General features: G+C 75.1%; 25 protein-coding genes. 17 read left to right on the top strand and 8 right to left on the bottom strand.

All coding sequences use genetic code 11. The annotated features are described in order from the left end of the window. Positions 1–122 precede the first annotated feature (122 nt). Entirely contained in the window at positions 123–305 is a 183-nt protein-coding gene (gene rpmB, locus O2W53_RS22530) for a 50S ribosomal protein L28 (protein ID WP_442928852.1), read from the bottom strand. Positions 306–535: 230 nt separating this feature from the next. Between rpmB and O2W53_RS22525 the strand changes: the two genes are divergently transcribed. From O2W53_RS22525 to smc, 12 genes are all read left to right on the top strand, one after another. Further along, complete coding sequence (locus tag O2W53_RS22525) at positions 536–2,137, top strand: DAK2 domain-containing protein (protein WP_269165294.1); 1,602 nt, start codon at positions 536–538, stop codon at positions 2,135–2,137. Positions 2,138–2,148: 11 nt separating this feature from the next. Beyond that, positions 2,149–4,344 carry an ATP-dependent DNA helicase RecG gene (recG, locus tag O2W53_RS22520; RefSeq protein WP_269165293.1) on the top strand — a complete coding sequence of 732 codons (2,196 nt, stop codon included), beginning with the start codon at positions 2,149–2,151 and terminating at the stop codon, positions 4,342–4,344. 61 nt (positions 4,345–4,405) lie between these two features. After that, the gene (gene rsmD, locus O2W53_RS22515) at positions 4,406–4,960 is read left to right on the top strand and encodes a 16S rRNA (guanine(966)-N(2))-methyltransferase RsmD (RefSeq protein ID WP_269165292.1); all 555 of its coding nucleotides are present in this window, start codon (positions 4,406–4,408) and stop codon (positions 4,958–4,960) included. Then, on the top strand, positions 4,957–5,442 hold the full coding sequence (gene coaD / locus O2W53_RS22510; protein WP_269165291.1) for a pantetheine-phosphate adenylyltransferase: 486 nt from the start codon (positions 4,957–4,959) through the stop codon (positions 5,440–5,442). The genes rsmD and coaD overlap by 4 nt, the downstream gene beginning before the upstream one ends. Continuing rightward, positions 5,439–6,128, top strand: a complete 690-nt coding sequence (locus O2W53_RS22505) for a hypothetical protein (RefSeq protein WP_269165290.1) — start codon at positions 5,439–5,441, stop codon at positions 6,126–6,128. Before coaD ends, O2W53_RS22505 begins: the two co-directional genes overlap by 4 nt. Positions 6,129–6,271: 143 nt before the next feature. Then, on the top strand, positions 6,272–6,997 hold the full coding sequence (locus tag O2W53_RS22500) for a YceD family protein (RefSeq protein WP_269165289.1): 726 nt from the start codon (positions 6,272–6,274) through the stop codon (positions 6,995–6,997). Next, a complete protein-coding gene (gene rpmF, locus O2W53_RS24005) occupies positions 6,883–7,179 on the top strand; it encodes a 50S ribosomal protein L32 (RefSeq protein ID WP_442929038.1) in 297 nt (98 codons plus the stop codon). Before O2W53_RS22500 ends, rpmF begins: the two co-directional genes overlap by 115 nt. A 16-nt stretch (positions 7,180–7,195) precedes the next feature. Next, positions 7,196–8,014: a ribonuclease III gene (rnc, locus tag O2W53_RS22490; RefSeq protein WP_269165288.1), complete on the top strand. Its 819-nt coding sequence runs from the start codon at positions 7,196–7,198 to the stop codon at positions 8,012–8,014. A gap of 3 nt (positions 8,015–8,017) precedes the next feature. After that, complete coding sequence (mutM, locus tag O2W53_RS22485; protein WP_269165287.1) at positions 8,018–8,896, top strand: bifunctional DNA-formamidopyrimidine glycosylase/DNA-(apurinic or apyrimidinic site) lyase; 879 nt, start codon at positions 8,018–8,020, stop codon at positions 8,894–8,896. Beyond that, complete coding sequence (locus tag O2W53_RS22480) at positions 8,893–9,168, top strand: acylphosphatase (protein WP_269165286.1); 276 nt, start codon at positions 8,893–8,895, stop codon at positions 9,166–9,168. The genes mutM and O2W53_RS22480 overlap by 4 nt, the downstream gene beginning before the upstream one ends. Before the next feature lie 149 nt (positions 9,169–9,317). Then, entirely contained in the window at positions 9,318–9,509 is a 192-nt protein-coding gene (locus tag O2W53_RS22475; RefSeq protein WP_269165285.1) for a hypothetical protein, read from the top strand. 123 nt (positions 9,510–9,632) lie between these two features. Next, the gene (gene smc, locus O2W53_RS22470) at positions 9,633–13,199 is read left to right on the top strand and encodes a chromosome segregation protein SMC (RefSeq protein WP_269165284.1); all 3,567 of its coding nucleotides are present in this window, start codon (positions 9,633–9,635) and stop codon (positions 13,197–13,199) included. Here smc and O2W53_RS22465 read toward each other — a convergent pair whose 3' ends face one another. Then, entirely contained in the window at positions 13,200–13,943 is a 744-nt protein-coding gene (locus O2W53_RS22465) for an endonuclease/exonuclease/phosphatase family protein (protein ID WP_269165283.1), read from the bottom strand. Between the two features lie 47 nt (positions 13,944–13,990). Further along, positions 13,991–15,652: an alkaline phosphatase D family protein gene (locus tag O2W53_RS22460; protein WP_269165282.1), complete on the bottom strand. Its 1,662-nt coding sequence runs from the start codon at positions 15,650–15,652 to the stop codon at positions 13,991–13,993. A 39-nt stretch (positions 15,653–15,691) separates the two neighbouring features. On the opposite strand from O2W53_RS22460, the gene ftsY reads away from it, so the two are divergent. After that, the gene (gene ftsY, locus O2W53_RS22455; RefSeq protein WP_269165281.1) at positions 15,692–16,894 is read left to right on the top strand and encodes a signal recognition particle-docking protein FtsY; all 1,203 of its coding nucleotides are present in this window, start codon (positions 15,692–15,694) and stop codon (positions 16,892–16,894) included. A 29-nt stretch (positions 16,895–16,923) separates the two neighbouring features. Here the strand turns inward: ftsY and O2W53_RS22450 are convergent, their stop codons facing one another. The 5 genes from O2W53_RS22450 to O2W53_RS22430 are packed head-to-tail and all read right to left on the bottom strand — an operon-like array spanning position 16,924 to position 21,303. Beyond that, positions 16,924–18,717 carry a SpoIIE family protein phosphatase gene (locus tag O2W53_RS22450; RefSeq protein ID WP_269165280.1) on the bottom strand — a complete coding sequence of 598 codons (1,794 nt, stop codon included), beginning with the start codon at positions 18,715–18,717 and terminating at the stop codon, positions 16,924–16,926. A gap of 13 nt (positions 18,718–18,730) precedes the next feature. Then, complete coding sequence (locus O2W53_RS22445; protein WP_269165279.1) at positions 18,731–19,480, bottom strand: energy-coupling factor ABC transporter ATP-binding protein; 750 nt, start codon at positions 19,478–19,480, stop codon at positions 18,731–18,733. Continuing rightward, complete coding sequence (cbiQ, locus tag O2W53_RS22440; RefSeq protein WP_269165278.1) at positions 19,477–20,259, bottom strand: cobalt ECF transporter T component CbiQ; 783 nt, start codon at positions 20,257–20,259, stop codon at positions 19,477–19,479. The genes O2W53_RS22445 and cbiQ overlap by 4 nt, the downstream gene beginning before the upstream one ends. A 1-nt stretch (position 20,260) precedes the next feature. Continuing rightward, positions 20,261–20,596 (bottom strand): PDGLE domain-containing protein, encoded by a 336-nt coding sequence (locus O2W53_RS22435; protein ID WP_269165277.1) that lies wholly within the window; start codon positions 20,594–20,596, stop codon positions 20,261–20,263. Continuing rightward, the gene (locus O2W53_RS22430) at positions 20,593–21,303 is read right to left on the bottom strand and encodes an energy-coupling factor ABC transporter permease (RefSeq protein ID WP_269165276.1); all 711 of its coding nucleotides are present in this window, start codon (positions 21,301–21,303) and stop codon (positions 20,593–20,595) included. The genes O2W53_RS22435 and O2W53_RS22430 overlap by 4 nt, the downstream gene beginning before the upstream one ends. 379 nt (positions 21,304–21,682) lie before the next feature. Between O2W53_RS22430 and O2W53_RS22425 the strand changes: the two genes are divergently transcribed. The 4 genes from O2W53_RS22425 (at position 21,683) to O2W53_RS22410 (ending at position 26,160) form a co-directional block, all read left to right on the top strand. Further along, positions 21,683–23,032 carry an ammonium transporter gene (locus O2W53_RS22425; RefSeq protein ID WP_269165275.1) on the top strand — a complete coding sequence of 450 codons (1,350 nt, stop codon included), beginning with the start codon at positions 21,683–21,685 and terminating at the stop codon, positions 23,030–23,032. Next, on the top strand, positions 23,029–23,367 hold the full coding sequence (locus tag O2W53_RS22420; protein WP_012950005.1) for a P-II family nitrogen regulator: 339 nt from the start codon (positions 23,029–23,031) through the stop codon (positions 23,365–23,367). The genes O2W53_RS22425 and O2W53_RS22420 overlap by 4 nt, the downstream gene beginning before the upstream one ends. Positions 23,368–23,461: 94 nt before the next feature. Continuing rightward, positions 23,462–25,873 (top strand): [protein-PII] uridylyltransferase, encoded by a 2,412-nt coding sequence (locus O2W53_RS22415; RefSeq protein ID WP_269165274.1) that lies wholly within the window; start codon positions 23,462–23,464, stop codon positions 25,871–25,873. Positions 25,874–25,968: 95 nt separating this feature from the next. After that, positions 25,969–26,160, top strand: coding sequence for a hypothetical protein (locus O2W53_RS22410; RefSeq protein WP_269165273.1), 192 nt, complete (start codon positions 25,969–25,971; stop codon positions 26,158–26,160). The last annotated feature ends 85 nt before the right edge of the window (positions 26,161–26,245 follow it).

Raw genomic sequence — 26,245 nt, 5'->3', positions numbered from 1 at the left:
CGAGAAGACCCCGGAGGTCCGAGGACCTCCGGGGTCTTGTCAGCTCAGTCTTGCCAGGCCCTCCGGCCCCGTCCCGAGGCTCGCCCCGAGCCCGCGAGGGGTGAGGAGGACGGGGGCCTTCCTCAGGCCCGAGCGACCTTGCCCGCGCGGATGCACGAGGTGCAGACGTTCATGCGCTGGCGGCCGCCGCCGGTCAGCGCGGCGCGGACGGACTGGATGTTCGGGTTCCAACGGCGCGGCGTGCGGCGGTGCGAGTGCGACACCGACATGCCGAAACCGGGGCCCTTGCCACACACATCGCACACGGCAGCCACGGTCGATCACTCCCAGAGAATTGGTCCAGCTGAAGTCAGGTCGCGGTGCTCGGCGGAGACCCGGGCGGACGCCCAGGGCATGGTCCAGCCACGCACAACTGGAGACCACTGTAGCCGGTGCTCCCGGGTCGTGTCGGACCGCCCCGTCCGCGGGGGCCGGGGCGGCAGCGGGAGGTCGTGGGCGCCGGGTCGTGTCGGTGGGCCCCGGTACCCTCCGGTCCGTGCTGGAGGCGCTGGACGAGGCCGCGGTCGGCCGGTGGAGCTCCGCCGTCGTCGACACGCTGACGCAGGCGCGTGGCCGGCTCGACGAGCTGAACGTCTTCCCCGTCCCCGATGGCGACACCGGCACCAACCTGCTGATGACCGCCCAGGCCGGGAACGCGGCGCTGACCAGCGCCGACGGCACCGAGTCCGCGTGGAGCGTGCTGGCCCGCGGCGCCGTGCTGGGCGCCCGGGGCAACTCCGGGGCGATCCTGGCGCAACTGCTGCGCGGCCTCGCCGACGAGCTGGCGGGTGTCCGGCGCGTCGACGGGCCGGTGTTCGCCGATGCGCTGGCCGCGGCCGCCGGCGCCGCCTACGCCGCGGTCGCCGATCCGGAGGAGGGCACCTTCCTCACCGTGGCCCGGGCCGGCGCCGACGCGGCCACGGCCGCCGTCGCCGGGGGGCAGGCCGCACTGGCCGACGTCGTCCGGGCAGCAGCCGAGGGCGCGCTCACCGCGCTGCGGGCGACCACCGGCCAGCTGGCCGCGCTGCGCGACGCCGGGGTGGTCGACGCCGGGGGTGCCGGCTGGTGTCTCGTGCTCGACGCGCTGGTCGGCACGGTCACCGGTACGACACCTGCCCGCGCGCCGCTGGACGGGCGGCCCGCCCGTCCCCGCCGGTCACCGTGGTCGGTGCCGGCTGCCCCCGCGCCCGGGCCGGGCAGTGAGGTGCAGTTCCTGCTCGCCGACTCCGACGACGCGGCCGTCGCCCGGCTGCAGGCCCGGCTGGCCGAGCTGGGCGACTGCCTGGTCGTCGTCGGGGTCGACACCCCGGGCGGCCGGGAGTGGAACGTGCACGTCCACGTGAGCGACGTCGGCGCGGCGGTGGAGGCGGGGATCGAGGCAGGTCGGCCGCACCGGATCTCGGTGACCCCGCTGGCGCCGGTGCGCGCGCCGGCCGCGGCCGCAGGGGCGCGCGCCGTCCTCGCCCTGGCCTGTTCCGCCGGGCTCGCCGAGCTCTTCGGCACCGAGGGGGTCACCGTGCTGACCGCACCGGTCGACGCGGTCGACGAGGACGCCGTCCTGCAGGCGGTGCTGGACACCGGGGCGGAGCAGGTCGTCGTGCTGCCGAACCACTGGGAGGTCACCGCGGTCACCGCCCGCGCCGCCGACCGGGCCCGCGAGCAGGGCCGGGACGTCGTGGTCGTCCCCACCCGGTCGGCCGTGCAGGGTCTCGCGGCGCTCGCCGTCGCCGACCCGGCCCGTCGGTTCGGTGACGACGTCATCGCCATGGCCGAGGCCGCGGCCGCGACCCGGTGGGCGGAGGTGACCGTCGCCGAGCAGGAGGCGCTCACGTCGGCCGGCCGCTGCGCCCCCGGGGACGTGCTGGGCAGCGCGGAGGGGGACGTCGTCGTGATCGGTGCCGACCCGGTGACCGTCGCCCGGGACCTGCTGGACCGGCTGCTGTCGGCGGGCGGGGAGATGGCCACCGTCGTCGTGGGGGAGGAGCTCGCGCTCGGCGACGCGGTGTGCGCCCACCTCTCGGCGGTGCACCCGACGGTCGAGGTGGTCCGGTACCCCGGCGGTGCCGGGGCGGTGCCCCTGCTGATCGGCGTCGAGTAGTGGCGATCTCCATGGACACCCCGCTGACCCGGGTGCTCGGCCCGAAGACGGCGAAGGTCATGGCCGAGCAGCTGGCCCTGCACACGGTGCGCGACCTGCTGCGGCACTACCCCCGCCGCTACGCCCGGCGCGGGGAGATGACCCGGCTCGACGGCCTGGAGGTCGGCGACCGGGTGACCGTGCTGGCCCAGGTGAAGAGCGTGAGCACCCGGCGGATGCAGCAGCGCCGCGGGACGCTCACCGAGGTGACCGTCGGCGACGGCGCGGGCAGCATGCGGCTGGTCTTCTTCAACAACCGGCACGCGCACCTCGACGTCGGCGAGTGGGGGCTGTTCGCCGGCACCGTGGGGCTGTGGCGGGGCGACAAGCAGTTCACCCACCCCGACTGCCACATCATCACCGGGGACGACGACGACTGGGCGCGGGCGATGGTGCCCCTCTACCCGGCGAGCAAGGACGTCTCGAGCTGGGTGGTACAGAAGTCGGTCAAGCTGCTGATGGACGACGCCCACTCGCTGGAGCAGCTGCTCGACGACCCGATCCCGGCACCCGTCCGCGAGCGGCACGGCCTGGTCGACCTGGCCACGGCGCTGCGGCAGAAGCACCGGCCGGAGAGCCAGGAGCAGGTCGACGAGGCCGACGAGCGGCTCAAGTGGGACGAGGCGCTCGTCCTGCAGGCGACGCTGGCCGCCCGCCGCCGGGCCGCCGCACTCGAGCCGGGGATCGCCCGGCCGTCGCGCAGCGGTGGGCTGCTGGACGCCGTCGACGCCGCACTGCCGTTCTCGCTGACCGACGGCCAGCGCGAGGTCGGCGAGGAGCTGGCCGCCGAGCTGGCCCGCGAGCAGCCGATGAACCGGCTGCTGCAGGGCGAGGTCGGGTCGGGCAAGACGGTGGTCGCGCTGCGGGCGATGGCGCAGGTCGTCGACGCGGGTGGGCAGGCCGCGCTGCTCGCCCCCACCGAGGTGCTCGCAGCCCAGCACGCCCGCAGCCTGGCCGCGATCCTGGGCCCGCTGGGGCGGGCCGGGGAGCTCGACGGGGACCCGAGCGGCACCCGGGTGGTGCTGCTCACCGGCTCGCAGAAGGCCGCCGTCCGCCGGGAGGCGCGGGCCGCGGTCGCCGACGGCAGCGCCGGCATCGTCGTGGGCACCCACGCGCTGCTGCAGGAGGGCGTCGAGTTCGCCGACCTGGGGCTGGTCGTCGTCGACGAGCAGCACCGGTTCGGGGTGGAGCAGCGGGACGCGCTGCGCGCCAAGGGCACGAAGCCGCCGCACGTGCTGGTGATGACCGCCACCCCGATCCCGCGCACCGTGGCGATGACCGTCTACGGCGACCTGGAGACCTCCACGCTCCGCCAGCTGCCGGCCGGCCGGGGTGGGGTGTCGAGCTCGGTCGTGCCGGTGGGGGAGAAGCCGGCCTGGCTGGACCGTGCCTGGGCGCGGGTCCGCGAGGAGGTCGCCGCCGGCCGGCAGGCCTACGTCGTCTGCCCCCGGATCGGCGACCTCGAGGACGGCGGCGGCAAGGACGACGACGGCCCGGACGGCGCTGACGGCGCCCCGCCGCCGGAGGAGGAGAAGGCCGGTGCGAGCGACAAGCGCCCACCGCTGGCGGTGCTCGACGTCGCCGAGGGGCTGCGTGCCGGCCCGCTGTCGGCGCTGCGGGTGGAGGTGCTGCACGGCCGGATGCCACCGGAGGAGAAGGAGGCCCGGATGCGCGCCTTCGCCGCCGCGGAGATCGACGTCCTGGTCGCCACCACCGTGGTCGAGGTGGGCGTCGACGTGCCCAACGCCACGGTGATGGTGGTGATGGACGCCGACCGGTTCGGCGTCAGCCAGCTGCACCAGCTGCGCGGCCGGGTAGCCCGCGGCAAGCACGCCGGGCTGTGCCTGCTGGTCACCGAGGCACCCAGCACCTCACCGACCGGGCAGCGGCTGGCTGCGGTCGCCGCGACCACCGACGGGTTCGCCCTCGCCCGGCTCGACCTGGAGACCCGCCGGGAGGGCGACGTGCTCGGCGCGGCCCAGTCCGGCCGCCGCTCGAACGTGAAGCTGCTCTCCCTGCTGCACGACGAGGCGCTCATCGCCGAGGCCCGGGTGGAGGCCACGGCGCTGGTCGAGCAGGGCCGCGGCCTCGCCGACCACCCCGAGCTGGCCGCCGCCGTCGCCGCCCTGGCCCTGGACGAGCGCGCCACCTACCTGGAGAAGGCGTGAAGGACCTCCTGCCCCCCACCACTCGCGAGCTCGCGGCGGGCCCCTGCAGGCGGCCGAGGGCATGACGCGGCTGATCGCAGGGGTCGCGGGTGGCCGCCGGCTCAAGGTCCCCCGCACCGGGGTCAGGCCCACCGGCGACCGCGCCCGGGAGGGTCTGTTCAACTCCCTCGGGTCGCTGCTGGACGTCGAGGGCGTCCGGGTGCTCGACCTCTACGCGGGCTCCGGTGCGCTCGGGCTGGAGGCGCTGTCGCGTGGGGCGGCGGAGGCGGTCTTCGTCGAGTCCGGGGGCGGGGTGCTGCCGGTGCTGCGCGCGAACATCGCCGCCGTCGGGCTGCCCGGTGCCGTGGTGCTGCCCGGCAGCGTGCCGACGGTCGTCGGGGGTCGGCCCTCGGCCGCCTTCGACCTGGTGTTCGCCGACCCGCCCTACTCCACGCCCGACGAGGAGGTGCTGGGCGTGCTCGGTTCGCTGGTCGGAGGGGGGTGGCTGGCCCCGGACGCCGTCGTCGTGGTGGAGCGGTCCAGCCGCGACCACCCCTTCGCGTGGCCGACACCCTTCGACGGACTGCGTGATCGGCGGTACGGAGAGGCGGTGCTCCGGTACGGTCGCTTGTCGTGAGGCGAGCGGTCTGTCCCGGTTCGTTCGACCCGGTCACCAACGGCCATGTCGATGTGATCGCGCGCGCCGCCGGCCTGTACGACGAGCTGGTCGTCGCGGTGCTGGTCAACCCCGGCAAGGCGGGCCTGTTCGACGTCGACGAGCGGATGTCGCTGCTGCGCGAGGCGGTCGTCGACCTGCCCAACGTCACGGTCGACAGCTTCGAGGGGCTGCTGGTCGACTACTGCCTGGCCAACGAGATCCCGGTCATCGTCAAGGGCCTGCGGGCCGTCGGTGACTTCGAGTACGAGCTGCAGATGGCCCAGATGAACCGTGAGCTCGCCGCGGTCGAGACGCTGTTCGTGCCCACCGCACCCCAGGTCGGGCACCTGTCCTCCAGCCTGGTCAAGCAGATCGCCCGCTTCGGCGGCGACGTGTCGTCCCTGGTCCCCAAGGCGGTCAACGACCGGCTGGTGGCCCAGACGAAGGGAAGGCAGTCGTGACGGAGGTCGTGTACCGGCTCTACGAGACCGTCGACGAGCTGACGACGGTCATCGAGAACGCCCGCAGCGTGCCGATGTCCAGCTCCTGCATGGTGCCGCGCGACCACCTGCTCGACCTGCTCGACGACCTCCGGGAGAACCTCCCCGAGGAGGTCCAGCAGGCCGGGGCGATCGTCGAGCAGCGCGCCGAGATCCTGCAGCAGGCGCAGGCCGAGGCCGAGCGGCTCACCGGACGCACCCGCAGCGAGAGCGAGCAGGTCGTCGTGGCCGCCCGCCGGCAGCGGGAGGAGCTGGTCGGCACCGCCCGCCGCCAGCGGGACGAGATCCTCACCGAGGCGCAGGCCCAGGCCGACGAGCTGCTGGCCCAGGCCGAGGAGGAGGCCGAGGAGCTGCTCGCCGAGGCCCGCCGGCTGCGCGACCAGCTGGTGCAGGACGGCCAGGAGCAGCGTGCCGAGCTGATCGCCGCCGGCCAGGCCGAGCACGAGCGGCTGCTCACCGAGACCGAGGTGTACCGCACCGCGGTCGACCGGGCCGACGAGCTCGGTGCCCAGACCGTGGCCGAGGTGGCCCGGATGCGGGCCGAGGTCGACGACTACGTCGACAGCCGGCTGGCCGACTTCGGGAACACCCTGGCGCACATGGCACGTTCGGTGGACAAGGCCCGGGACAACCTCCGCAGCCCGTGACCGCTCCGCCCACCCCCTGACCGGGAAGGGCGGACCGGGGGATCGGGTAGGCTGGACGTCTGTCCGGCTGTTGCCGTCCCGCGTGCCCGTCCGGCGCGGGCCCCGCGCCGGCGCCCCCACCATCGACGACGACGAGTACCGACATGCCTGCTTCCTCTGCGCGCTCCACGGGGCCGTCCTCCGACGCTGCGTCCACCGACGTCCGGCGTCCGGTCGGCGACCCCGTCGACAAGCCGCTCCCCACGCCGGCCGAGAAGGCCGCCGAGAAGGCCTGGAAGGTCGACCTCCGGGAGCTCGGTCGCCGCGCCGGCTCGATGCGCGAGTGGGAGAAGACCCTCCCGGCCCTGAGCGGCTGGGGTGTGGAGATGATCGGGGTCCCCCAGGGCGCTCCGGTCGAGCTCCGCCTGCGCCTGGAGTCGGTGATGGAGGGCGTCCTGGTCAGCGGCCAGGTCGAGCTGCCGGTCACCGGCCAGTGCGCCCGCTGCCTCGAGCCGGTCGAGGACACCCTGACGCTCGACGTCCAGGAGCTGTACGCCTACGCGGGCAGCACCACCGAGGCCACCAGCGGCGAGGACGAGGTGCGCCGCATCGACGGCGACCGGCTCGACCTCGCTCCGCTGGTCCGTGACACCGTCGTCCTCACCCTGCCGTTGTCGCCCACCTGCCGGCCCGACTGTGCCGGCCTGTGCGTCGACTGCGGCGAGCGGCTCGACGACCTCCCTGCCGACCACTCCCACGAGGTGCTCGACCCCCGGTGGGCAGGGCTCGCAGCCCGGTTCACCGAGACGGCCGACAGTGCCGAACCGACCGACAGCGCGGCCGGACCCCAGCCGGGGTCCACCCACCGCACCGACCCAGAGGAGAACTGACCGTGGCCGTTCCGAAGAGGAAGATGTCCCGGAGCAACACCCGTGCTCGCCGGTCGCAGTGGAAGGCCACGGCCCCCACGCTGGCGCCCTGCCCCAACGCGGCCTGCCGTGAGCTCAAGCCGCCGCACCAGGCGTGCCCCACCTGCGGCCAGCACGACGGTCGCCAGGTCCTCTCGGTCTGACCCGCGCAGCTCCAGCGTGGCGCAGACGACCAGCGCACCGGCGTCCTCGGTGCCGGACTCCCTCTCCGGGGAGCCCGGGGCCCAGGACGCCGGTGTCCGTGCGCCCGCGGGCGGTGCCGCACACGCCGAGCGGGCGGCCGGTTGGCTGCTCGACGCGCTGGGCCTCGAGCTCTCCGGTGAGCTGCTCGCGCTGGCCCTGACCCACCGCTCCTACGCCTACGAGAACGGTGGGCTGCCGACCAACGAACGCCTGGAGTTCCTCGGCGACTCGGTGCTCGGCCTGGTGGTCACCGACGAGCTGTACCGCAGCCACCCCGACCTGCCCGAGGGGCAGCTGGCGAAGCTGCGTGCCTCGGTGGTCAACATGACCTCGCTGGCCCGCGTCTCCCGGTCCCTCGGCGACGGGGGCATCGGGCCGCACCTGCTGCTGGGCCGGGGTGAACAGGCCACCGGCGGCCGGGAGAAGGACTCGATCCTCGCCGACGCGCTCGAGGCGCTGATCGGTGCGGTCCACCTCGGTCAGGGGCTGGACACCGCGGCGACGGTCGTGCACCGGCTGTTCGACCCGTTGCTGGCCGAGTCGGCCACCCGCGGCGCGGGCCTGGACTGGAAGACCAGCCTCCAGGAGCTCGGCGCGTCCCGGGGGCTGGGCGCACCGGTCTACGAGGTGGAGGACGAGGGTCCCGACCACGCCAAGACCTTCACCGCCGCCGTGCTGCTGGCCGGTGAGGTGCGCGGATCGGGGGCAGGCAAGACGAAGAAGGCCGCCGAGCAGGAGGCCGCCGAGACGGCCTGGCGCGCCCTGTCGGCCGACGGCGGACCGACGCGGGACTGAGCCGTGCCGGAGCTGCCTGAGGTCGAGGTCGTCCGCCGGGGCCTGGAACGCTGGGTCGCCGGCCGGACTGTCCGTCAGGTCGAGGTGCACCATCCCCGCGCGGTGCGCCGGCACCTGGAGGGAGCCGAGCACTTCGTCGCCGCGCTCACCGGCCGGACGCTCACCGCCGCACACCGTCGCGGCAAGTACCTCTGGCTGCCGCTGGCCGAGCCGGACGGCGCGCCGTCCGGGCGGGCCCTCGTCGCCCACCTGGGCATGAGCGGCCAGCTGCTGGTGGAGAAGCCCGCCGAGCCCGACGAGGTGCACCTGCGGGCCAGGTTCCGGTTCACCGACGGCGGCCGGGAACTGCGCTTCGTCGACCAGCGGACCTTCGGTGGGCTGGCGGTCGAGGAGGCCCCGGGTGACGGGCTCCCGGCGCGGCTGGCGCACATCGCCACCGACCCCCTGGACCCCGGGTTCGACGTCGACGCCTTCAGCGCCGCCCTCCGCCGCCGGCACACCGAGGTCAAGCGGGCACTGCTCGACCAGACGCTGATCGGCGGGGTGGGCAACATCTACGCCGACGAGTCGCTGTGGCGGGCCCGGCTGCACGGCGCCCGGTCCACCGACAAGCTCACCCGCGCCCAAGTGAGCGACCTGCTGGAGGGGGTGCGCGACGTGCTCGGCGAGAGCCTGGCGCAGGGCGGTACCTCCTTCGACTCGCTCTACGTCGACGTCAACGGGCAGAGCGGGTACTTCTCCCGGCACCTGGCCGTGTACGGCCAGGTGGACCGCCCGTGTCCACGGTGTGGCACCCCGATCCGCCGGGAGTCCTTCATGAACCGGTCCAGCTACAGCTGCCCGCAGTGCCAGCCCCGACCGCGCGCCCGCTCGGCCCGATGAGCACGCCGCGGCGGGTGGTCGCGCTGGTCGACGGGCAGGTGCAGGGCGTCGGCTACCGCTGGTTCGTGCGCGAGGCGGCGAGCGCGCGCCGGCTGACCGGGTCCGCGACGAACCTGCCCGACGGCCGGGTGGAGGTGGTCCTCGAGGGGCCGGACGACGACGTGCGGGCCGTGCTCGCCGAGCTCTCCGGGCCGCGCGCCCCGGGTTCGGTGACCGCGGTGGAACACCGGGACGAGGACGTGCGCGAGGTGCCGGACTTCACCGTGGGGTGACGAAGGCGACATCCCCCCGACACGGTGACGCCCCCGCACTGCCGTTGACCCAGGTCGTGGCTGGTGTCACCCTGAGGACGCCAGCCCGCGCAGACCGCCCTCCGGCGGTGCGACGGGACATCCCTTTTGCAGTGAAAGGCCGCTGAGCCATGGCCAAGGCCCTGTTCGGTTCCGTCGTCGCTCCGCACGAGCTTCGAGCAGCCGAGGAGAACGCCGCCCTCCGGGCGAAGGTGCGCCGGCTCGAGGCGCAGCTCGCCGACCTCCGCGAGGAGCGCGACGCGGCGATCGCCCGCGAGCTGCTCAGCATGGCCCACGAGTCGGCCGACCCCGTCCTCGCGTAGACCACCTCCGTCCCACCCACCCCTCCCGTGCACAGCGGGAGGGGTGATCGGCGTGTCGTGGGTGAGGATGGGGCTGCCCTGCGCTGAGCAGGACCGTCGTACCTCCCCGGGAGTCTCTCCACCGTGCACCTGTCCAGCCTGACGCTCAAGGGCTTCAAGTCCTTCGCGTCGCCGACGACGCTGCGCCTGGAGCGGGGCATCACCGCCGTCGTCGGGCCCAACGGCTCGGGGAAGTCCAACGTCGTCGACGCCATCGCCTGGGTGCTCGGTGAGCAGGGCGCCAAGAGCCTGCGCGGCGGCAAGATGGAGGACGTCATCTTCGCCGGCACCGCCGGCCGCCCGGCGCTGGGCCGCGCCGAGGTGACGCTCACGATCGACAACGCCGACGGCGCCCTGCCGATCGACTACACCGAGGTCTCGATCACCCGCCGCATGTACCGCTCCGGGGAGAGCGAGTACGAGATCAACGGCGACAAGGTGCGGCTGCTCGACGTCCAGGAGCTGCTCAGCGACTCCGGCATCGGCCGGGAGATGCACGTCATCGTCGGCCAGGGGCAGCTGGACGCCGTGCTGTCCGGCCGCCCGGAGGACCGGCGGGCCTTCGTCGAGGAGGCCGCCGGCGTCCTGAAGCACCGCAAGCGCAAGGAGAAGGCGCTCCGCAAGCTCGACGCGATGCAGGCCAACCTCGACCGCCTCGGCGACCTCACCGCCGAGCTGCGCCGCCAGCTAAAGCCGCTGGGCCGGCAGGCGGAGGTCGCCCGCCGCGCCGCCGGGGTCCAGGCCGACCTGCGCGACGCCCGGTTGCGGCTGCTCGCCGACGACCTGGTCGACCTGCGCGACGCACTGGACGCCGACATCGCCGACGAGACCGCGGCCCGCGCCCGGCGGGCCACCGTCGAGACGGCGCTGGGCGGGGCCGCCGGCAAGGAGTCGGCGCTGGAACGTCAGCTCGCCGCCGACGCCCCGGTGCTGGCCGCCGCCCAGGACAGCTGGTTCCGGCTGTCCACGCTCGCCGAGCGGTTCCGCAGCGTCGCCCAGCTCGCCGCCGAGCGGCACCGCCACCTCGCTGCGGTCCCTGCCGCCGCCCCCGGGGGCCGGGACCCCGACCAGCTGGACGCCGAGGCGGACCGGGTCGACGCCACCGAGCGTGAGCTGGCCGCCTCCCTGGAGGCCGAGCGGGCCCGGCTGGACACCGCCGTGGCCGTCCGCGGGGAGGTCGAGACGGCGCTGGCCGAGGCCGAACGGGCGCTGGTCGCCGCCGCTCGGGCACTGGCCGACCGGCGGGAGCAGTTGGCCCGCCTCTCCGGGCAGGTGGCCGCGGGGAGGTCCCGCGCCGCGGCCGGGGAGGCCGAGATCGAGCGGCTGGCCGCGGCCGCGACGGAGGCCGCCGACCGGGCGGAGGTCGCCACCGACCGGCTGACCGCCCGGCGCGACGAACTGAGCGCGGACGCCGGCGGGGACGAGGGGCTGGCCGCCGCGCACGCCGCCGCCGTCACCGCGCACAGCGAGGCCGCCCGGGCGGTCACCGAGCTCGCCGCGGCCGAGCGCGCCGCCGAGCGGGACCGGGCCGGCTGGCAGGCGCGCCGCGACGCCCTCGCCCTCGGTCTGGCACCGGCCGACGGCGCCGCCGCGGTGCTCGCTGCCGCCCTGCCCGGGGTGCTGGGCCCGGTGCCCGACCGGCTGACCGTCCAGCCCGGGGCCGAGGTCGCGCTGGCCGCCGCCCTCGGTGGGATGGCCGACGCGGTCGTGGTCGCCGGGGTCGAGCAGGCGGCCGCGGTGCTCACCCACCTGGCGCGCAACGACGGGGGTCGCGCGGGCCTGCTGGTCACCGGCGGGCTCCCGGCGGTCTCCCGGGACGGCTGGCCCGAGCTGCCCGCCGGCGCCCGCTGGGCCCTCGACCTGGTCGAGGCCCCCGCCGAGCTCGCGCCGGCGCTGGCCCGGGCGCTGGAGCGGGTCGCCGTCGTCCCCGACCTGCCGGCCGCCGTCTCCCTCGTGCGCACCCACCCCCGCGTCCGGGCGGTCACCGACACCGGGGACCTGCTGGGCGCCGACTGGTCGGTGGGCGGCCAGGTCAACGCCCCCTCGGGGCTGGAAGTGCGCGCGCGGGTCGACGAGGCCGCCGCCGAGCTCGACCGGGCGGCCGCGCACGCCGTCCGGCTGGCCGACGAGCTGGCCCGGGCCCGCGAGGCCGCCACCGCCCGCTCGGCCGACGTCGACGCCGCGCTCACCGCCCGGCAGGCCGGCGACCGGGCCCGCTCGGCCGCCGCCGCCGAGCTCGCCGAGCTCGGTGCCGCGGCGCGGTCGGCCGTGGCCGAGGCCGAGCGGCTGGACGCCGCCCGGGTGCGCGCCGAGCAGGCGCGCGAGCAGGCCGTCGCCGGGCTGGTGGAGCTGGAGGAGCGGCTGGCCGCAGCCGAGGCCGCGCCGATGGAGGAGGAGCCCGCGACCGACGAGCGCGACCGGCTGCGCGCCGAGGCGACCGCTGCCCGGCAGGCCGAGACCGAGGCCCGGCTGGCGGTGCGCACGGCCGAGGAGCGGGCCCGGTCGCTGGCCGGCCGGGCCGAGTCGCTGCGCCGGCAGGCCCGGCAGGAGCGGGCGGCGCGCGAGCGGGCCGCCGCCGCCCGGGTCGCCCGCGAGCGCGGTGCCCGGGTGGCTGCCGAGGTGCGGGCCGGCGCCGAGGAGGCGCTCACCCACCTGGCGACCTCACTCGCCCGCGCGGCCGCCGAACGCGATGCCCTGGCCGAGGCGCGCACCGGGCGGGAGGCCGAGCTGCTGGTGGTCCGGGCCCGGGTGCGCGAGCACACCGCGGAGCTCGACCGGCTCACCGACGAGGTGCACCGCGACGAGGTGGCCCGCGCCGAGCAGCGGCTGCGGATCGAGGCGCTGGAGTCCCGGGCAGCCGAGGAGTACGGCGTCGACCTGCCGACCCTGCTCGCCGAGTACGGGCCGGCCGCACAGGTGGCCCCGACCCAGGCGCAGCTCGCCGCGGCGGAGGCGGCGGGGGAGCCCGAGCCCCAGCCGGTGCCCTACGACCGCAGCGCGCAGGAGCGCCGGGCGGCGCGGGCCGAGCGGGACCTCGCCGCGCTGGGCAAGGTGAACCCGCTGGCGCTGGAGGAGTTCGCGGCCCTGGAGGAGCGGCACACCTTCCTGGCCACCCAGCTCGAGGACCTCAAGGCCACCCGCCGTGACCTGCTCACCGTGGTCCGCGAGGTCGACGCCCGCATCCACCAGGTGTTCGCCGAGGCCTTCGCCGACACCCAGCGGGAGTTCGAGCAGGTGTTCGCCACGCTGTTCCCCGGCGGGGAGGGGCGGATCTTCCTCACCGACCCGGAGAACCTGCTGACCACCGGCGTGGAGGTGGAGGCCCGCCCGCCGGGCAAGAAGGTGAAGCGGCTGTCCCTGCTGTCCGGCGGCGAGCGGTCGCTGACCGCCGTGGCGCTGCTCGTCGCCATCTTCCGCGCCCGGCCCTCGCCGTTCTACGTGCTGGACGAGGTCGAGGCGGCGCTGGACGACGTCAACCTCGGCCGGCTGCTCACCCTGATCGAGCAGCTCCGGGACACCTCGCAGCTAATCGTGATCACCCACCAGAAGCGGACCATGGAGATCGCCGACGCGCTCTACGGCGTGAGCATGCGCGGCGACGGCATCACCGGGGTGATCAGCCAGCGGCTGCGCGAGCTGCAGGCCTCCTGATCAGCCGGTCACCGGCACGTCCAGCTCGACCAGCAGGGGGTGGTGGTCCGACGCCCCCGCGGCGTCCAGCACCCGGGCACCGGTCACCGTCACGCCCGCCGACACCCAGACCTGGTCGATCCGCACCCGCGGACGGCGGGCGGGGTGGGTCAGCCCCTGGCGCGCGTGCAGCGAGAACCGCCCGGACTGGTCGCTGCGCTCGGCCGCCAGCTCCCAAGCGTCGCTGAGGCGCTCGCGCAGCGCCGCCAGCTCCGGGGCGCCGGCGTCGGCGTTGAGATCGCCGACCAGCACCGCCGCCCGCGGGTCGGTGTGCAGCCCGGCGACGGCGGCGGCCTGCACGGTCCGGTCCTCCGCGGACCGGCTGGACAGGTGCGTCGTGGTCACCCACAGCTCCCCGCCGGCCAGCTGGACCTGCGTGCGCAGCGCACTGCGTGGCTCACCCTCCCCGGGCAGCCGGTGCAGTTCGGAGCCCAGCAGCGGCAGCCGGGAGAGCAGCGCGTTGCCGTACTGCCGGCGATCGGTGCCGCCGCCCGGCTCGTCGATCGAGGGCCCCCACGCCAGCTCCATGTCCAGCGCACGGGACAGCAGCAGCGCCTGGTCGACGTGCTCGCTGCGGTCGCCGAAGTGCCGATCGACCTCCTGCAGGCAGACGACGTCGGCGTCGGCGGCCGCCAGGACCTGGGCGAGCCGGGGCAGGTCGTGCCTGCCGTCGGCGCCCACGCCGTGGTGGACGTTGAAGCTCACCAGCCGCACCCTCGTCGAAGGCCGGCTCGGATCGGCGGCAGACGCGGTCATGACAGCCGGGTGTCCAGGACCTGGGTGAAGTGCTCGGTGCCGTCGTCGTCCCGGCTGGTCGCCCAGAGCAAGAACCGGGCGTCCCGGCCCTCGAGCAGCAGCTCGCCCAGCTCGTTGCCGAAGAAGGGCCCGGCCTGCTTGCGCCACTGCAGCGGGCTGCTCTCGACCCGGGCGAGCGCGCGCAGCCCGCCGGTCACCACCCGCGCCCAGCGGCTCCAGCCGACCTTGAAGCCGATCTCGATGGCGTGCGGCGCCTGGTTGTGCAGCGGCGACACGGTCAGCTGGTGCACCCGGGTGGCCAGGTCCCCGGGGTTCACCAGCTCGGCGGCGTAGGCGTGGTGGACGTCGCCGGACAGCACCAGCGCCGTGGTCGGCGGGTGCCCCAGCTCGCCGCGTGCGGCGGCGACCAGGGTCCGCCCCAGCCGCTCGAAGGACTGCCCGAACGCCGCCCAGTGCTCCAGGTCGGCCCCCTGCCGCAGCTTCTCCATCAGCCGGCCCAGTGGCCTGCCGTGGTGGCGCACCGACAGCGTCTCGTTCCACCGCTCGATGTCGTGCACCGAGTGCGGCAGCAGCCAGGGCAGCGAGGTGCCGATGAGCAGGTGCTCGACGCCGTCCTCCACCGACCGGCGCACCGCGGCGTCGACCCAGTCGAACTCGAAGTCGTCGACGATCTTGCGGTCGTGCTCGTCCAGCGCCCGGCCGGCGCGGGTGTCGACCATGATCAGCCGGGTCGACCCCCAGTGCCGCACGTAGCTCCAGCGCACCGTCTCCGGCTCCGTGTCGGCGGCCCGGGCCATCTCGTCCAGCATCGGGCCGGCGTCGTCCGAGCCGCCGGCGCGCTGCTGGATCGCCTGCCAGGTCTCGTTCTCGGCCAGCTCGTTCGGCGAGAGGTTGCCCAGGTGCTGGTACACCCAGTAGCTGACCAGCCCGCCACAGATCCGCTTGTGCCACCACTCGGTGGGGGTGACCTCGGCGCGCCAGGCGGCCGAGGTGTTCCAGTCGTCGATCATCTCGTGGTCGTCGAAGACCATCGAGGACGGGATCGTCGACAGCAGCCAGCGGACCTCCGGGTCGCCCCAGGACTCGGCGTAGAGCCGGCTGTACTCCTCGAAGTCCGCGGCCTGGGCACCGGGCGGCTGGGACAGGTCCCGGCGGGAGGCCATCCACTCCTTCGTCGCCGGGGTCACCTCGTCGGCGTACACCTGGTCGCCCAGCAGGACCAGGGCGTCGGGCCACTGGTCCTCGGCCAGCTCCAGCAGCCGGCGGGCATAGCTGTCCAGCGCGTCCGGTGGGATGCCGTCGCGCAGGTCGACCGAGGTGGGCGTGGCGTAGCGGCAGGAGCCGAAGGCCAGCCGGAAGGGGCCCGGGCCCCCGGTCGTGCGGATCCGGCTCGGCGGGGTGCTGGACTGCGACGTCGGCCAGACCTGCTGGCCGTCCAGGTGCACCTCGTAGGGCGTGCTGCTGCCCGGCTCCAGACCCTCGACGACGACGAGGGCGTAGTGGTGGCCGTTGACGCAGAACGTGCGGGCCCGCCGGCCCAGCACCTCCACCTCGCAGCGGCGGTCGGTCTCCACCCAGATGGTGGCCGACACCGGGTCGACGTGGCGCAGGAGCGGCCCGAGCAGCAGGAGCGGCCGGGTGTCGACGGTCTCGGGCATGGGGCACAGCCTGCCGCATGATCCTGGGAGACTGTCGGCATGGAGTTCGTGCTGATCGCGATAGCGATCCTCGTCGTCGCCCTGGTCCTCGGGGTCGGCCTGCTCGTCGGCCGCGGCCGGCGCACCACCCGCCTGGACGCCGATGACGCGCTCGGCACCACGCTCACCCGCCCGCCGAACGCCCCGGACCCGTCGTCGGGGGCCACCGCGGCCGACCTCTACACCGGACCACCGGCTCCCGCGCGGGCCGAGCCGGAGATCGTCGTCGACCTGCCGCCGGCGGAGCCGGAGCCGGGTCTGGTCTTCGAGACCCCGCCCCCCTCGGCCGGCCGGCTCATCCGGCTGCGTTCGCGGCTGGCCCGCTCGCAGTCCTCGCTGGGCCGCGGCCTGCTCACCGTGCTGGCCCGGGAGAAGCTCACCGAGGACGACTGGGAGGAGGTCGAGGAGACGCTCCTGGCCGCCGACGTCGGCGTCGCCGCCACCACCCAGATCGTGAACCGGCTGCGCACCCAGAGCCTGGTGCTCGCGACCGCCTCGGGCCTGCAGCTGCGCGACCTGGTCGTCCGGGAGCTCACCGCCGTCCTGGGCCCGGACATGGACCGCACCCTGCGCACGTCCCGGCACGACGGGCGCCCTGCCGTGGTCCTGGTCGTCGGGGTGAACGGCGCCGGGAAGACGACGACGGTCGGCAAGATCGCCCGCGTGCTGGTGGGCGACGGGAAGAGCGTGGTCCTCGGTGCCGCCGACACCTTCCGCGCGGCCGCCGCCGACCAGCTGGAGACCTGGGGCGAGCGGGTCGGGGTGCTCACCGTCCGCGGCCGCGAGGGTGGTGACCCGGCGTCGGTCGCCTTCGAGGCCGTCCGCACCGGCACCGAGGCCGAGGTGGACGCCGTCCTGGTCGACACCGCGGGGCGGCTGCACACCAAGTCCGGCCTGATGGACGAGCTCGGCAAGGTCAAGCGGGTCGTGGAGAAGCACGGGCCGGTCGACGAGGTGCTGCTGGTGCTCGACGCCACCACCGGTCAGAACGGGGTGGTGCAGGCCCGGGTGTTCACCGAGGCGGTCGAGGTCACCGGCGTCGTCCTCACCAAGCTCGACGGCACCGCCAAGGGCGGCATCGTGGTGGCCGTGCAGCGTGAGCTGGGCATCCCGGTGAAGCTGATCGGGCTGGGCGAGGGCCCCGACGACCTGGCGCCGTTCGAGCCGGAGGCGTTCGCCGAGGCACTCGTCGGCAACGCCTGACGACGGGGGGCATCGCCTGAGGGAACGGTTCAGGCGGGATCGACGCGCAGGGCGAGCAGCGCGACGTCGTCGGCGTGCTCGGGGGCCATCCGGGTCAGCAGCGCGTCGCACAGCTCCTCGACCGGCCGGCCGGCCAGTTCCCGCGCGGCGGCGACCAGGCGGGCCAGGCCGTCGTCCAGCGTCGACCGGCGGTGCTCCACCAGGCCGTCGGTGTACAGCACGACGGTGTCGCCGGGGTGCAGTTCGAGGACGTGCTCGGTGCGGAGCCGGTCGGGGTCCACGCCCAGCAGCAGGTCGTGCGGTCGTTCCAGCAGCTCCGGCGTCCCGTCCGCCCGCACGATGAGCGGCGGTGGGTGTCCCGCGTTGGACCAGCGGAGCCGGCGCTCCCCGTCGCCCGGGCCCTGCTCGACCCGGGCGAGCACCGCGGTGACCAGGGTGGTCACCCCGAGACCCTGCTGGGCACGGTCGAGGGCGGTCAGCACCGGGGCGGGTGGCGCGTCCAGGGAGTGAGCGATGCCCCGCAGCAGGTTGCGCAACTGGGCCATCACGGCCGCCGCGGTCCGGTCGTGGCCGGTGACGTCGCCGACGACCAGGGTGGTGGCGCCGCCGGGGGTGAGGAAGGCGTCGTACCAGTCGCCGCCGACCTGCGCCTCCTGCGCCGCGGGCCGGTAGCGCACCGCGATGCGCAGGCCGGGCGGCTGCGGGGGAGCGGTGAGCAGCGACCGCTGCAAGGCCTCCGCCAGGCTGCGGGTCGCCGTCGCCCGCCGGCGCTCGGCCTCCAGCCGGGCCACCCGCTCGACCGCCTGTCCGCACTGGGCCGCGTGGGCCTCCAGCACCCGGACGTCGTCGTCGTCGAACTCCCGGGGGCCGGCCCAGCCGATCGTCCAGGAGCCCAGCAGTCGTCCGCCCGACCGCAGCGGCAGGGCGGCCCACGAGCGGGTGTCCAGACCCTGGAGGAGACGGACGGCGTCGGGGTGCCCGGGCCGGTCGGCCTCGGTGTCCTCGATGAGCACCCGCTCGCCGTGCACCGCGGCGCGGGCCATCGGCAACGGTGAGTCCGGCGGTACGTCCGCGGAGAGCAACCGGCTGCCGCGGTCCTCGGTGAGGGTCAGGCCCTGCCCGTCGGGCGTGGGCAGGACGACCGAGGCGGCACTGGCACCCAGCGCCGACCGGCCCTGTTCGAACAGCCGGTGCAGCAGCCCGGCCGTCGTCTCGGCGGTGGCCAGGGCGGAGACGGTCGTCGCCAGCCCGGCGAGGGAGCGGGCGGTGCGCCGCTCCCGCTCGCTGCTGAGCTGGAGCGCGGCGTTGTACTGCTCGAGCTCCCGGGTGCGGGCGAAGAGGTCGCTCTCCACCTGCTCGACCCGGACCTGGCCGCGCTCGGCCGCCTGCCGCGCCTCGTCGCGGTCCCGGATGTACTCGGTGATGTCGTCCGAGCGGTGCAGCAGCAGGACGACCTCGCCGTCGTCGTCAAGGATCGGCACGTTCCGCGGGCTCCAGAAGCGCTCCGTCCAGCTGCCGTCGGGCATCGGGATGTCGTACTTCTGGATGGGCATGGTGACCGGCCGGCGGGTGTCCCGGGCCTCGGCCAGCGAGGCGCCCAGGTTCGCCACGCCGTCGGCCGCCGGGTCGGCGGGGTTGAGCGGGAACACGTCGAACAGATGCCGGCCGACGGTGTCCTCGAGGGTGGTCGCGGTCGCCTCCAGCCGGGCCCGGTTCGCGTGCACGATGACCAGGTCCGGGGTGAGCAGCAGGAACGGCGCGGGGGCCTCGTCGAAGACCTTGGCGAAGTCGGGTACCGGCAGATCGGGGGACGGCTCGGGCATCGGTGACCGCCGGTCAGCCGACGGCGCGGGGGTCGAAGCCGAAGGGCAGTTCCAGCCGGTGTGCGGCCAGCAGCCCCGGGTCGGCCAGCAGCTCGCGGGTCGTGCCGTCGGCGACCACCACCCCGCCGTCCAGCACGACCGACCGGGGGCAGAGCTGGAGGGCGTAGGGCAGGTCGTGGGTGACCATCAGCAGCGTGATCGACAGCGCCTGCAGCACCTCGGCGAGCTCGCGTCGGCCGGCCGGGTCGAGGTTGCTGCTGGGCTCGTCGAGCACCAGCACCTCGGGCTGCATCGACAGCACCGTCGCGACGGCGACGCGCCGGCGCTGGCCGAAGGAGAGGTGGTGCGGCGCGCGGTCGACGGCGTCGGCCATGTCGACCGCGGCCAGGGCGTCGGCCACCCGCCGGGCGACCTCGGGCTCGGGCAGGCCGAGGTTGCGGGGGCCGAAGGCGACGTCCTCGCCGACCGTGGGCATGAACAGCTGGTCGTCCGGGTCCTGGAAGACGATCCCCACCCGGCGCCGGACCTCCTGCAGGTTCCGGTCCTCGACCGGCAGCCCGGCCACCTCCACCCGGCCGCGGCCACCACGCAGGATGCCGTTGAGGTGCAGCACCAGCGTCGTCTTGCCCGCCCCGTTGGGCCCCAGCAGCGCGACCCGCTCGCCGGGCTCCAGTCGCAGGTCCACGCCGTAGAGCGCCTGGTGCCCGTCGGGGTAGGCGAACGCCAGGTCGTCGACCAGCAACGAGGGGGCGGAGGTGCTCACCCCAAGAGTGAACCCGCCGCCAGCACGGCGACCGCAGCCAGGGGGAGGCTGAGCGCGGTCGCCCAGGCGCGCCCGCCGACGACCGCGACTGGCCCGCCGGGCAGCCGCCCGGTGTAGCCCCGGGACAGCATCGCCAGGTGCACCCGCTCACCGCGCTCGTAGGAGCGGATGAACAGCGAGCCGGCGGCCGGGCCGAGGACCTTGAGCGCCCCGAGGTGGCGGCCCCGGAACCCGCGGGACTCCCGGGCCACCCGCATCCGGCGCAGCTCGCCACCGACGACGTCGGTGTACCTGATCATGAAGCTGAGGATCTGGACCAGCACCGTGGGCAGCCGCAGCCGCTCCAGCCCGCGCAGCAGGGCGCGGGCATCGGTGGTGGCGGCGAGCAGGGTCGCGGCCAGCACCGACAGGGTCGCCTTGGCCAGGATGCTGCCGCCGGCGGCGAGCCCGCTGTCGGACAGCGACAGCCCGAGCACGTCGGTGCGTGGGCCGCGGGAGACGAACGGCAGGAGGACGGCGAAGAAGACGAAGGGCACCTCCACCACCAGGCCCCGCAGCAGCCGGCCCGGCCGCACCCGGGCCACCGCGGCGACGGTCAGCAGCAGGAGCAGGAACCCGGCGTAGGCCACCGGAGCCCAGCCGGCGTCCACCGGGGTGGCCACCACGACCAGGGCGAAGGCGAGGACGGCGACGAGCTTGGTGTGCGGCTCCAGCCGGTGCACCGGGCTGTCGCCGGGTACGTACGCCGCGGACAGCCCTCCGCCGTGTCCGGCGCCCACCTCAGTGCTGGCGCTCGCCGGCCGGGGGAGCGGTGGCGTCCTCGGTCGGGCGCCGGCGCACCAGCAGGGTGAGGCCGCCGGCCAGCACGAGCACCAGGAGGACGCCGACCACGCCGGCGAGGCCACCGGAGAGCCGGTCGTCGCCGACCCCGGCCATGGCGTAGTCGGCCAGTGGCGAGTCGGCGGCCGCGCTGTCCCGGGCGGTGGAACCGAAGCCCTGTTCCTCGGCGGTCGCTTCCAGCCCGTCGGGTGCGGAGCTGGCGTACCAGCTGCCCACGCCGGCGATGAGCAGTGCGACGACCACCCCGATCAGCACGAAGGTGCGGGTGCGGGTCATCGCGCGTCCACCGCGGTCGCGCCGGCCAGGTCCGGGCGGGGGGCGAGCGCCCTGGCCCGCTGCAGGTGCCGGGCGCCGCGGACCAGGTCCGGCCGGACGCGCAGCACCGCACCGAGGACGGCGACGGTGATGACCGCCTCGCCCAGGCCGATCAGCAGGTGCACGCCGACCATCGCGATCCCCACCGACCCCAGCGCGACGTCGGCGACGCCACCGAGGCCGAACAGCAGGACGAAGACCAGCGCTGCCACGGGCACCGAGAGGAAGGCGCCGACCCCGGCCGAGGCGAGCAGGCCGGTGCGGGTGGCCGGGAGCACGGCCCGCAACGCACGGAAGACGCCGTACCCGACGGCGATCGCCACCAGGCCGATCAGGGTGACGTTGGTGCCCAGGGCGGTGAGGCCGCCGTCGGCGAAGACCAGGGCCTGGACCATCAGGACGACGGTCAGGCACAGCACCGCCGTCCAGGGGCCGACCAGGACCGCGGTGAGCGCGCCGCCCATCAGGTGACCGCTGGTGCCGAAGGCCACCGGGAAGTTCATCATCTGCACCGCGAACACGAAGGCGGCGGTGAGCCCGGCCATCGGGGCGGTGCGCTCGTCCAGTTCGCGGCGGGCACCGCGCAGGGCCAGGGCGACGCCGGCGGCGGCGACCACGGCGGTGCCGGTGCTGGTCGTGGCGTCGAGAAAGCCATCGGGGACGTGCACACGGACCTCCGGGACCTCGGGTTGCTGAGCTGCGCGGCCGGTGACGGGTGCCCGCGGTCGTACGCCACGGGGAGCTTATTGCACCTCGTTGGCAGCTGCACAGGATTCGCAAGAAGGCCCGGTGAACGGCCGGTGACGTGACCGAGCGCACGCCGACCGACACACCGCCGGGGCGGATGGGGCGCCGGCAACACGTCCGGAACACGACCGGGCGACACGCGCTGCGGAGTTCACCGTGGCGAAACACGTCCGCGCCGTCGGCGGAAACACGGTGGCGGCACCGTCTTCTCCGCACCGCCTCCCGGGGCGGTGGCTCGCCCGAGGCCCCTCGGGGCCCCCGCTTGCGGCCGATGGCCGACGACACCCTCAGGAGGTTGCCGTGGTCAACACCGGCGACACCGCCTGGATCCTCACCAGCGCCGCCCTCGTGCTGCTGATGACCCCAGGCCTCGCGCTCTTCTACGGCGGCATGGTCCGCGCGAAGAGCGTGCTGAACATGATGATGATGAGCTTCGGCGCACTGGCCCTGATCAGCGTGCTGTGGGTCCTCTACGGCTACTCCTTCGCCTTCGGTGACGACGTCGGCTTCGGTCTGCTCGGCGACCCGACCGAGTTCTTCGGCCTGGCCGGTCTGATGGAGGACGTCACGACCGAGGAGGGCGGCCTGCCGGCCATGGCGTTCGTCGGCTTCCAGGCCGTCTTCGCCATCATCACCGTCGCGCTGATCTCCGGCGCCATCGCCGACCGGGCCAAGTTCGGCTCCTGGATGGTCTTCGCCGGCATCTGGGCGACCGTCGTCTACTTCCCGGTCGCGCACTGGGTCTTCGACTTCACCCTCACCGACGACGACGGCGTGGTCACCCACACCGGTGGCTGGATCGCCAACCAGCTGGCCGCGATCGACTTCGCCGGCGGCACTGCGGTGCACATCAACGCCGGTGCGGCCGGCCTGGCGCTCGCCCTGGTGCTGGGCAAGCGCCGCGGCTTCGGCCGGGACGCGATGCGGCCGCACAACCTGCCGCTGGTGATGATCGGCGCCGGCCTGCTGTGGTTCGGCTGGTTCGGCTTCAACGCCGGCTCCGCCCTCGCCGCCAACAACACCGCCGCCGTCGCCTGGGTGAACACCCTGGTCGCCACCGGTGCGGCGACGCTGGCCTGGCTGCTGGTGGAGAAGATGCGTGACGGTCACTCGACCTCGCTGGGCGGCGCCTCCGGCGTCGTGGCCGGCCTCGTCGCGATCACCCCGGCCTGCTCGGCGGTCTCCCCGATCGGCGCGATCGTCATCGGTGCCGTCGCCGGTGCCCTCTGCGCCCTGGCCGTCGGGCTGAAGTTCAAGCTCGGCTACGACGACTCGCTCGACGTCGTCGGCGTCCACCTCGTCGGTGGCCTGGTCGGCACGATCCTGGTCGGCTTCGTCGGCACGGCCGCTGCTCCGGCCGGCGTGGACGGGCTCTTCTACGGTGGAGGGGTCGACCAGCTCTGGCGCCAGGTCGTCGGTGCCCTGGCGGTGCTCGCCTACTCCTTCATCCTCACCCTGGTCATCGGCTTCCTGATCCAGAAGACGATCGGCTTCCGGCTCACCGAGGAGGACGAGGTGACCGGCATCGACACGGTCGTGCACGCTGAGTCCGGGTACGACTTCGCCTCCCTGGGCGGCGGTGGCAGCACCGCGCCCCTGGCTGGCCAGGCACGCGCCGAGGCGCGCAACACGGAAGGGAGCCGGGCATGAAGCTCGTCACCGCGATCGTCAAGCCGTTCAAGCTCGACGACGTCAAGAACGCCCTGGAGCTGATCGGCATCGCCGGTCTGACCGTCAGCGAGGTGCAGGGGTTCGGCCGTCAGCGCGGCCACACCGAGGTCTACCGCGGTGCGGAGTACCAGGTGGACTTCGTGCCGAAGGTACGGATCGAGGTCGTCGTCGGCGAGATCGAGGCGGCCCGGGTGGTCGACGCGATCGTCGAGGCGGCGTCCACCGGGCAGATCGGTGACGGCAAGGTGTGGGTGACCACGATCGACGAGATCGTCCGGGTCCGCACCGGTGAGCGCGGAGCTGACGCGCTCTGAGGCCGGTCCGGTGACCTGACGTCGGCCGGGGTGGCGGGGAGACCCGCTGCCCCGGCCGACGCCGTCTTCCCCGCTGGACGACCGAGAGGTGCCCGTGCTCGACCTCGCGACGCTCACCGACCTGCCCCGCGCCGAGCGGGTGCAGGCGTTCGACGACTGGCTGTCCGGCCTGCTGGCCGAGGCGCTCGCCGGCACCCCCCGGGCCTCCCGCCGCCGGGGCGGCCCACCGGCCGAGCCGGCGGGGACCGGCGTCGCGCTGGTGGCCGTGGGCAGCCTCGGCCGCCGGGAGCTGCCACCGCACGGCGACCTGGACCTGGTGCTGGTGCACGACGGCCGGGCCGAGATCGCGGCGCTCGCCGACGCCCTCTGGTACCCGATCTGGGACGCCGGGGTGCGGCTGGACCACTCCGTGCGGACGGTCTCCGAGGCCGTCTCCGTGGCTGCCGAGGACGTCAAGGCGGGCCTCGGCCTGCTCGACGCCCGGCACGTGGCCGGCGACCCGGAGGTCACCGCGGCCCTGCGGACGGCGACGCTGGGCTCCTGGCGCCAGCACGCCGGCCGGCTGCTGCCCCAGCTGCGTGACCTCCGCCGGGAGCGGGCCCGGCTGGTCGGTGAGCTGGGGTTCCTGCTGGAGCCCGACCTCAAGGAGGCCTACGGCGGACTGCGTGAGGGCCAGGTGCTGCGGGCGCTGGCCGCGGCCCAGCTGGCCGACGAGCCACCGGCCGACGCGGGGGAGGCCTACGACTTCCTGCTCGACGTGCGGGACGCCCTGCGACGCCGCACCGGGCGCGCCGGCGACGCCCTGGTCCGCCAGGAGCAGGCTCCGGTGGCCCAGGCGCTTGGGCTGGCCGACGACGACGTCCTCCTGCGCCGGGTGAGCCTGGCCGGGCGCCGGCTCGCCTTCGTCGCCGACGAGACCTGGCGGCGGGTCGACGCCTCGCTCGTGCGGCGGCCGCGGGCGCGGTACCGGCGGGTGCGGCGCGAGCCGCTGGCCGAGGGGCTGGTCCGGCAGGGTGACGAGGTGGTGCTGGCCCGCGACGCCCGGCCGGCCGCCGACCCCGGGCTGGTGCTGCGCGGTGCCGCCGCCGCCGCCCGCGCGGACCTGCTGCTGTCGCCGTACACGCTCAAGGTGCTCGCCGTGCACGCGCCCGCGCTGCCGGAGCCCTGGCCGGCGGAGGTCCGCTGGTCCTTCCTGCGGCTGTTGGCCAGTGGTCGCAGCGCCGTCCCGGTCCTCGAGCAGCTGGACCAGGAGGGGCTGCTGGCCCGGATGCTGCCGGAGTGGGACCGGGTGCGGTCGCTGCCGCAGCGGCACCCGTGGCACCGGTTCACCGTCGACCGGCACCTGGTGGAGGCGGCCGCGGCGGCGTCGGAGCTGACCCGCGACGTCGACCGGCCCGACCTGCTGCTGGTCGGCGCCCTGCTGCACGACATCGGCAAGGGCTGGCCCGGTGACCACAGCGTCGTCGGGGAGCCGATCGCCGCGGAGGTGGCGACCCGGATGGGCTTCTCCCCGCCGGACGTCGCGACGCTGGCCGCGATGGTGCGCCACCACCTGCTGCTGCCGGCCACCGCCACCCGGCGGGACATCGACGACCACGCCACCATCGACCGGGTCGCCGAGACGATCGGCCGGGACGTCGCCCTGCTGGAGCTGCTGCACGCGCTGGCCCAGGCCGACGGCGCGGCGACCAGCAGCTCCGCCTGGTCGCCGTGGAAGGCCCACCTGGTCGCGGCGCTGGTGGCCCGGGTCCGGGCCCACCTGGTGGCCGCTCCGGCGCCCGGGCCGGTGCTGGAGCCGACCACCCCGCAGGTCAGCTCCTCGGGCCCGGGGTCCGCGGGGGAGGGCGGGCGCATCTCGGTGGGCGTCCGGGACGTCGCCGACGGGCAGCAGGTGACGTTCCTGGCGCCGGACCGGCCCGGCCTGTTCAGCCGGTGCGCCGGCGTGCTCGCGCTGAACCAGCTCGACGTCCGGGCGGCCAGCACCTCGGTCGAGGGTGGGCAGGCGACGTCGGTGTTCGCCGTGCGGCCCCGGTTCGGCCGGGCGCCGGTGCCGGAGATCCTGGCCGACGGCGTCCGGGCCGCCCTGGAGGGGACGCTGCCGCTGGCCGACCGGCTGCGGCAGCGGGAGATCGACTACCGGCAGAACGGGGACCGGGCGGCACCGCCCCGGATCTCCTGGCACGACAACGAGGTCGACGGTGCCGCCTCGAGCATCGTCGAGGTCCGCGCCGGGGACCGGGCCGGCCTGCTCTACCGGCTGACCTCCGCGCTGGCCGACCAGGGGCTGGACGTGACCTCGGCGCGGATCGAGACCCTCGGGGCCGATGCGCTCGACTCCTTCTACGTCTGCGACCCCGCCGGCGCGACGATGGACGCCGACCGGCGCCGTCGGGTCGAGGAGGCGCTGGTGTCCGCGGCTCGCGGCACGACACCCGGGGCGGTGGACGCTGCCGTGTCGGCGACGGTGGGTGGCCCCGGCGTCAAGCGCGACACGCCGTCGGCCTGAGGTCCGCGGTTCTGTCGGACCCCCGTGAGACGTTCGACGTGCCGGACGGGAGCCCGCTCCCGACGACCGGCGCCGAGACGAGAGGGGACGCACTCGTGAGCGACCTGCAGCAGTGGCCCTGCCCCATCTGTGAGCACGACACCGACTTCGAGCAGCCCGAGTGCATCGACGGCCACACCGAGGACGGCGGCGCGTGCCCGGAGTGGGCCTGCACCGACTGCGGCACCGCCCTGGTCAGCGGGGACGTGCACCGTCCGGCGGCCGCGACCTGGCGCCACGCCGCCTGAAGCAGGAGCCCACTGCCCACCGCCGACGAGTTCCTGGCGGGCACCGGCCGATGGGCCATTACGCTGGGAACGGTGGCGTGACGGC

The organism is Modestobacter sp. VKM Ac-2978, assembly GCF_026968025.1.
Taxonomy (GTDB): Bacteria; Actinomycetota; Actinomycetes; order Mycobacteriales; family Geodermatophilaceae; genus Modestobacter.
Note: the sequence above shows the minus strand (reverse complement) of the source record. Positions and strands in the feature narration are given on the sequence as shown.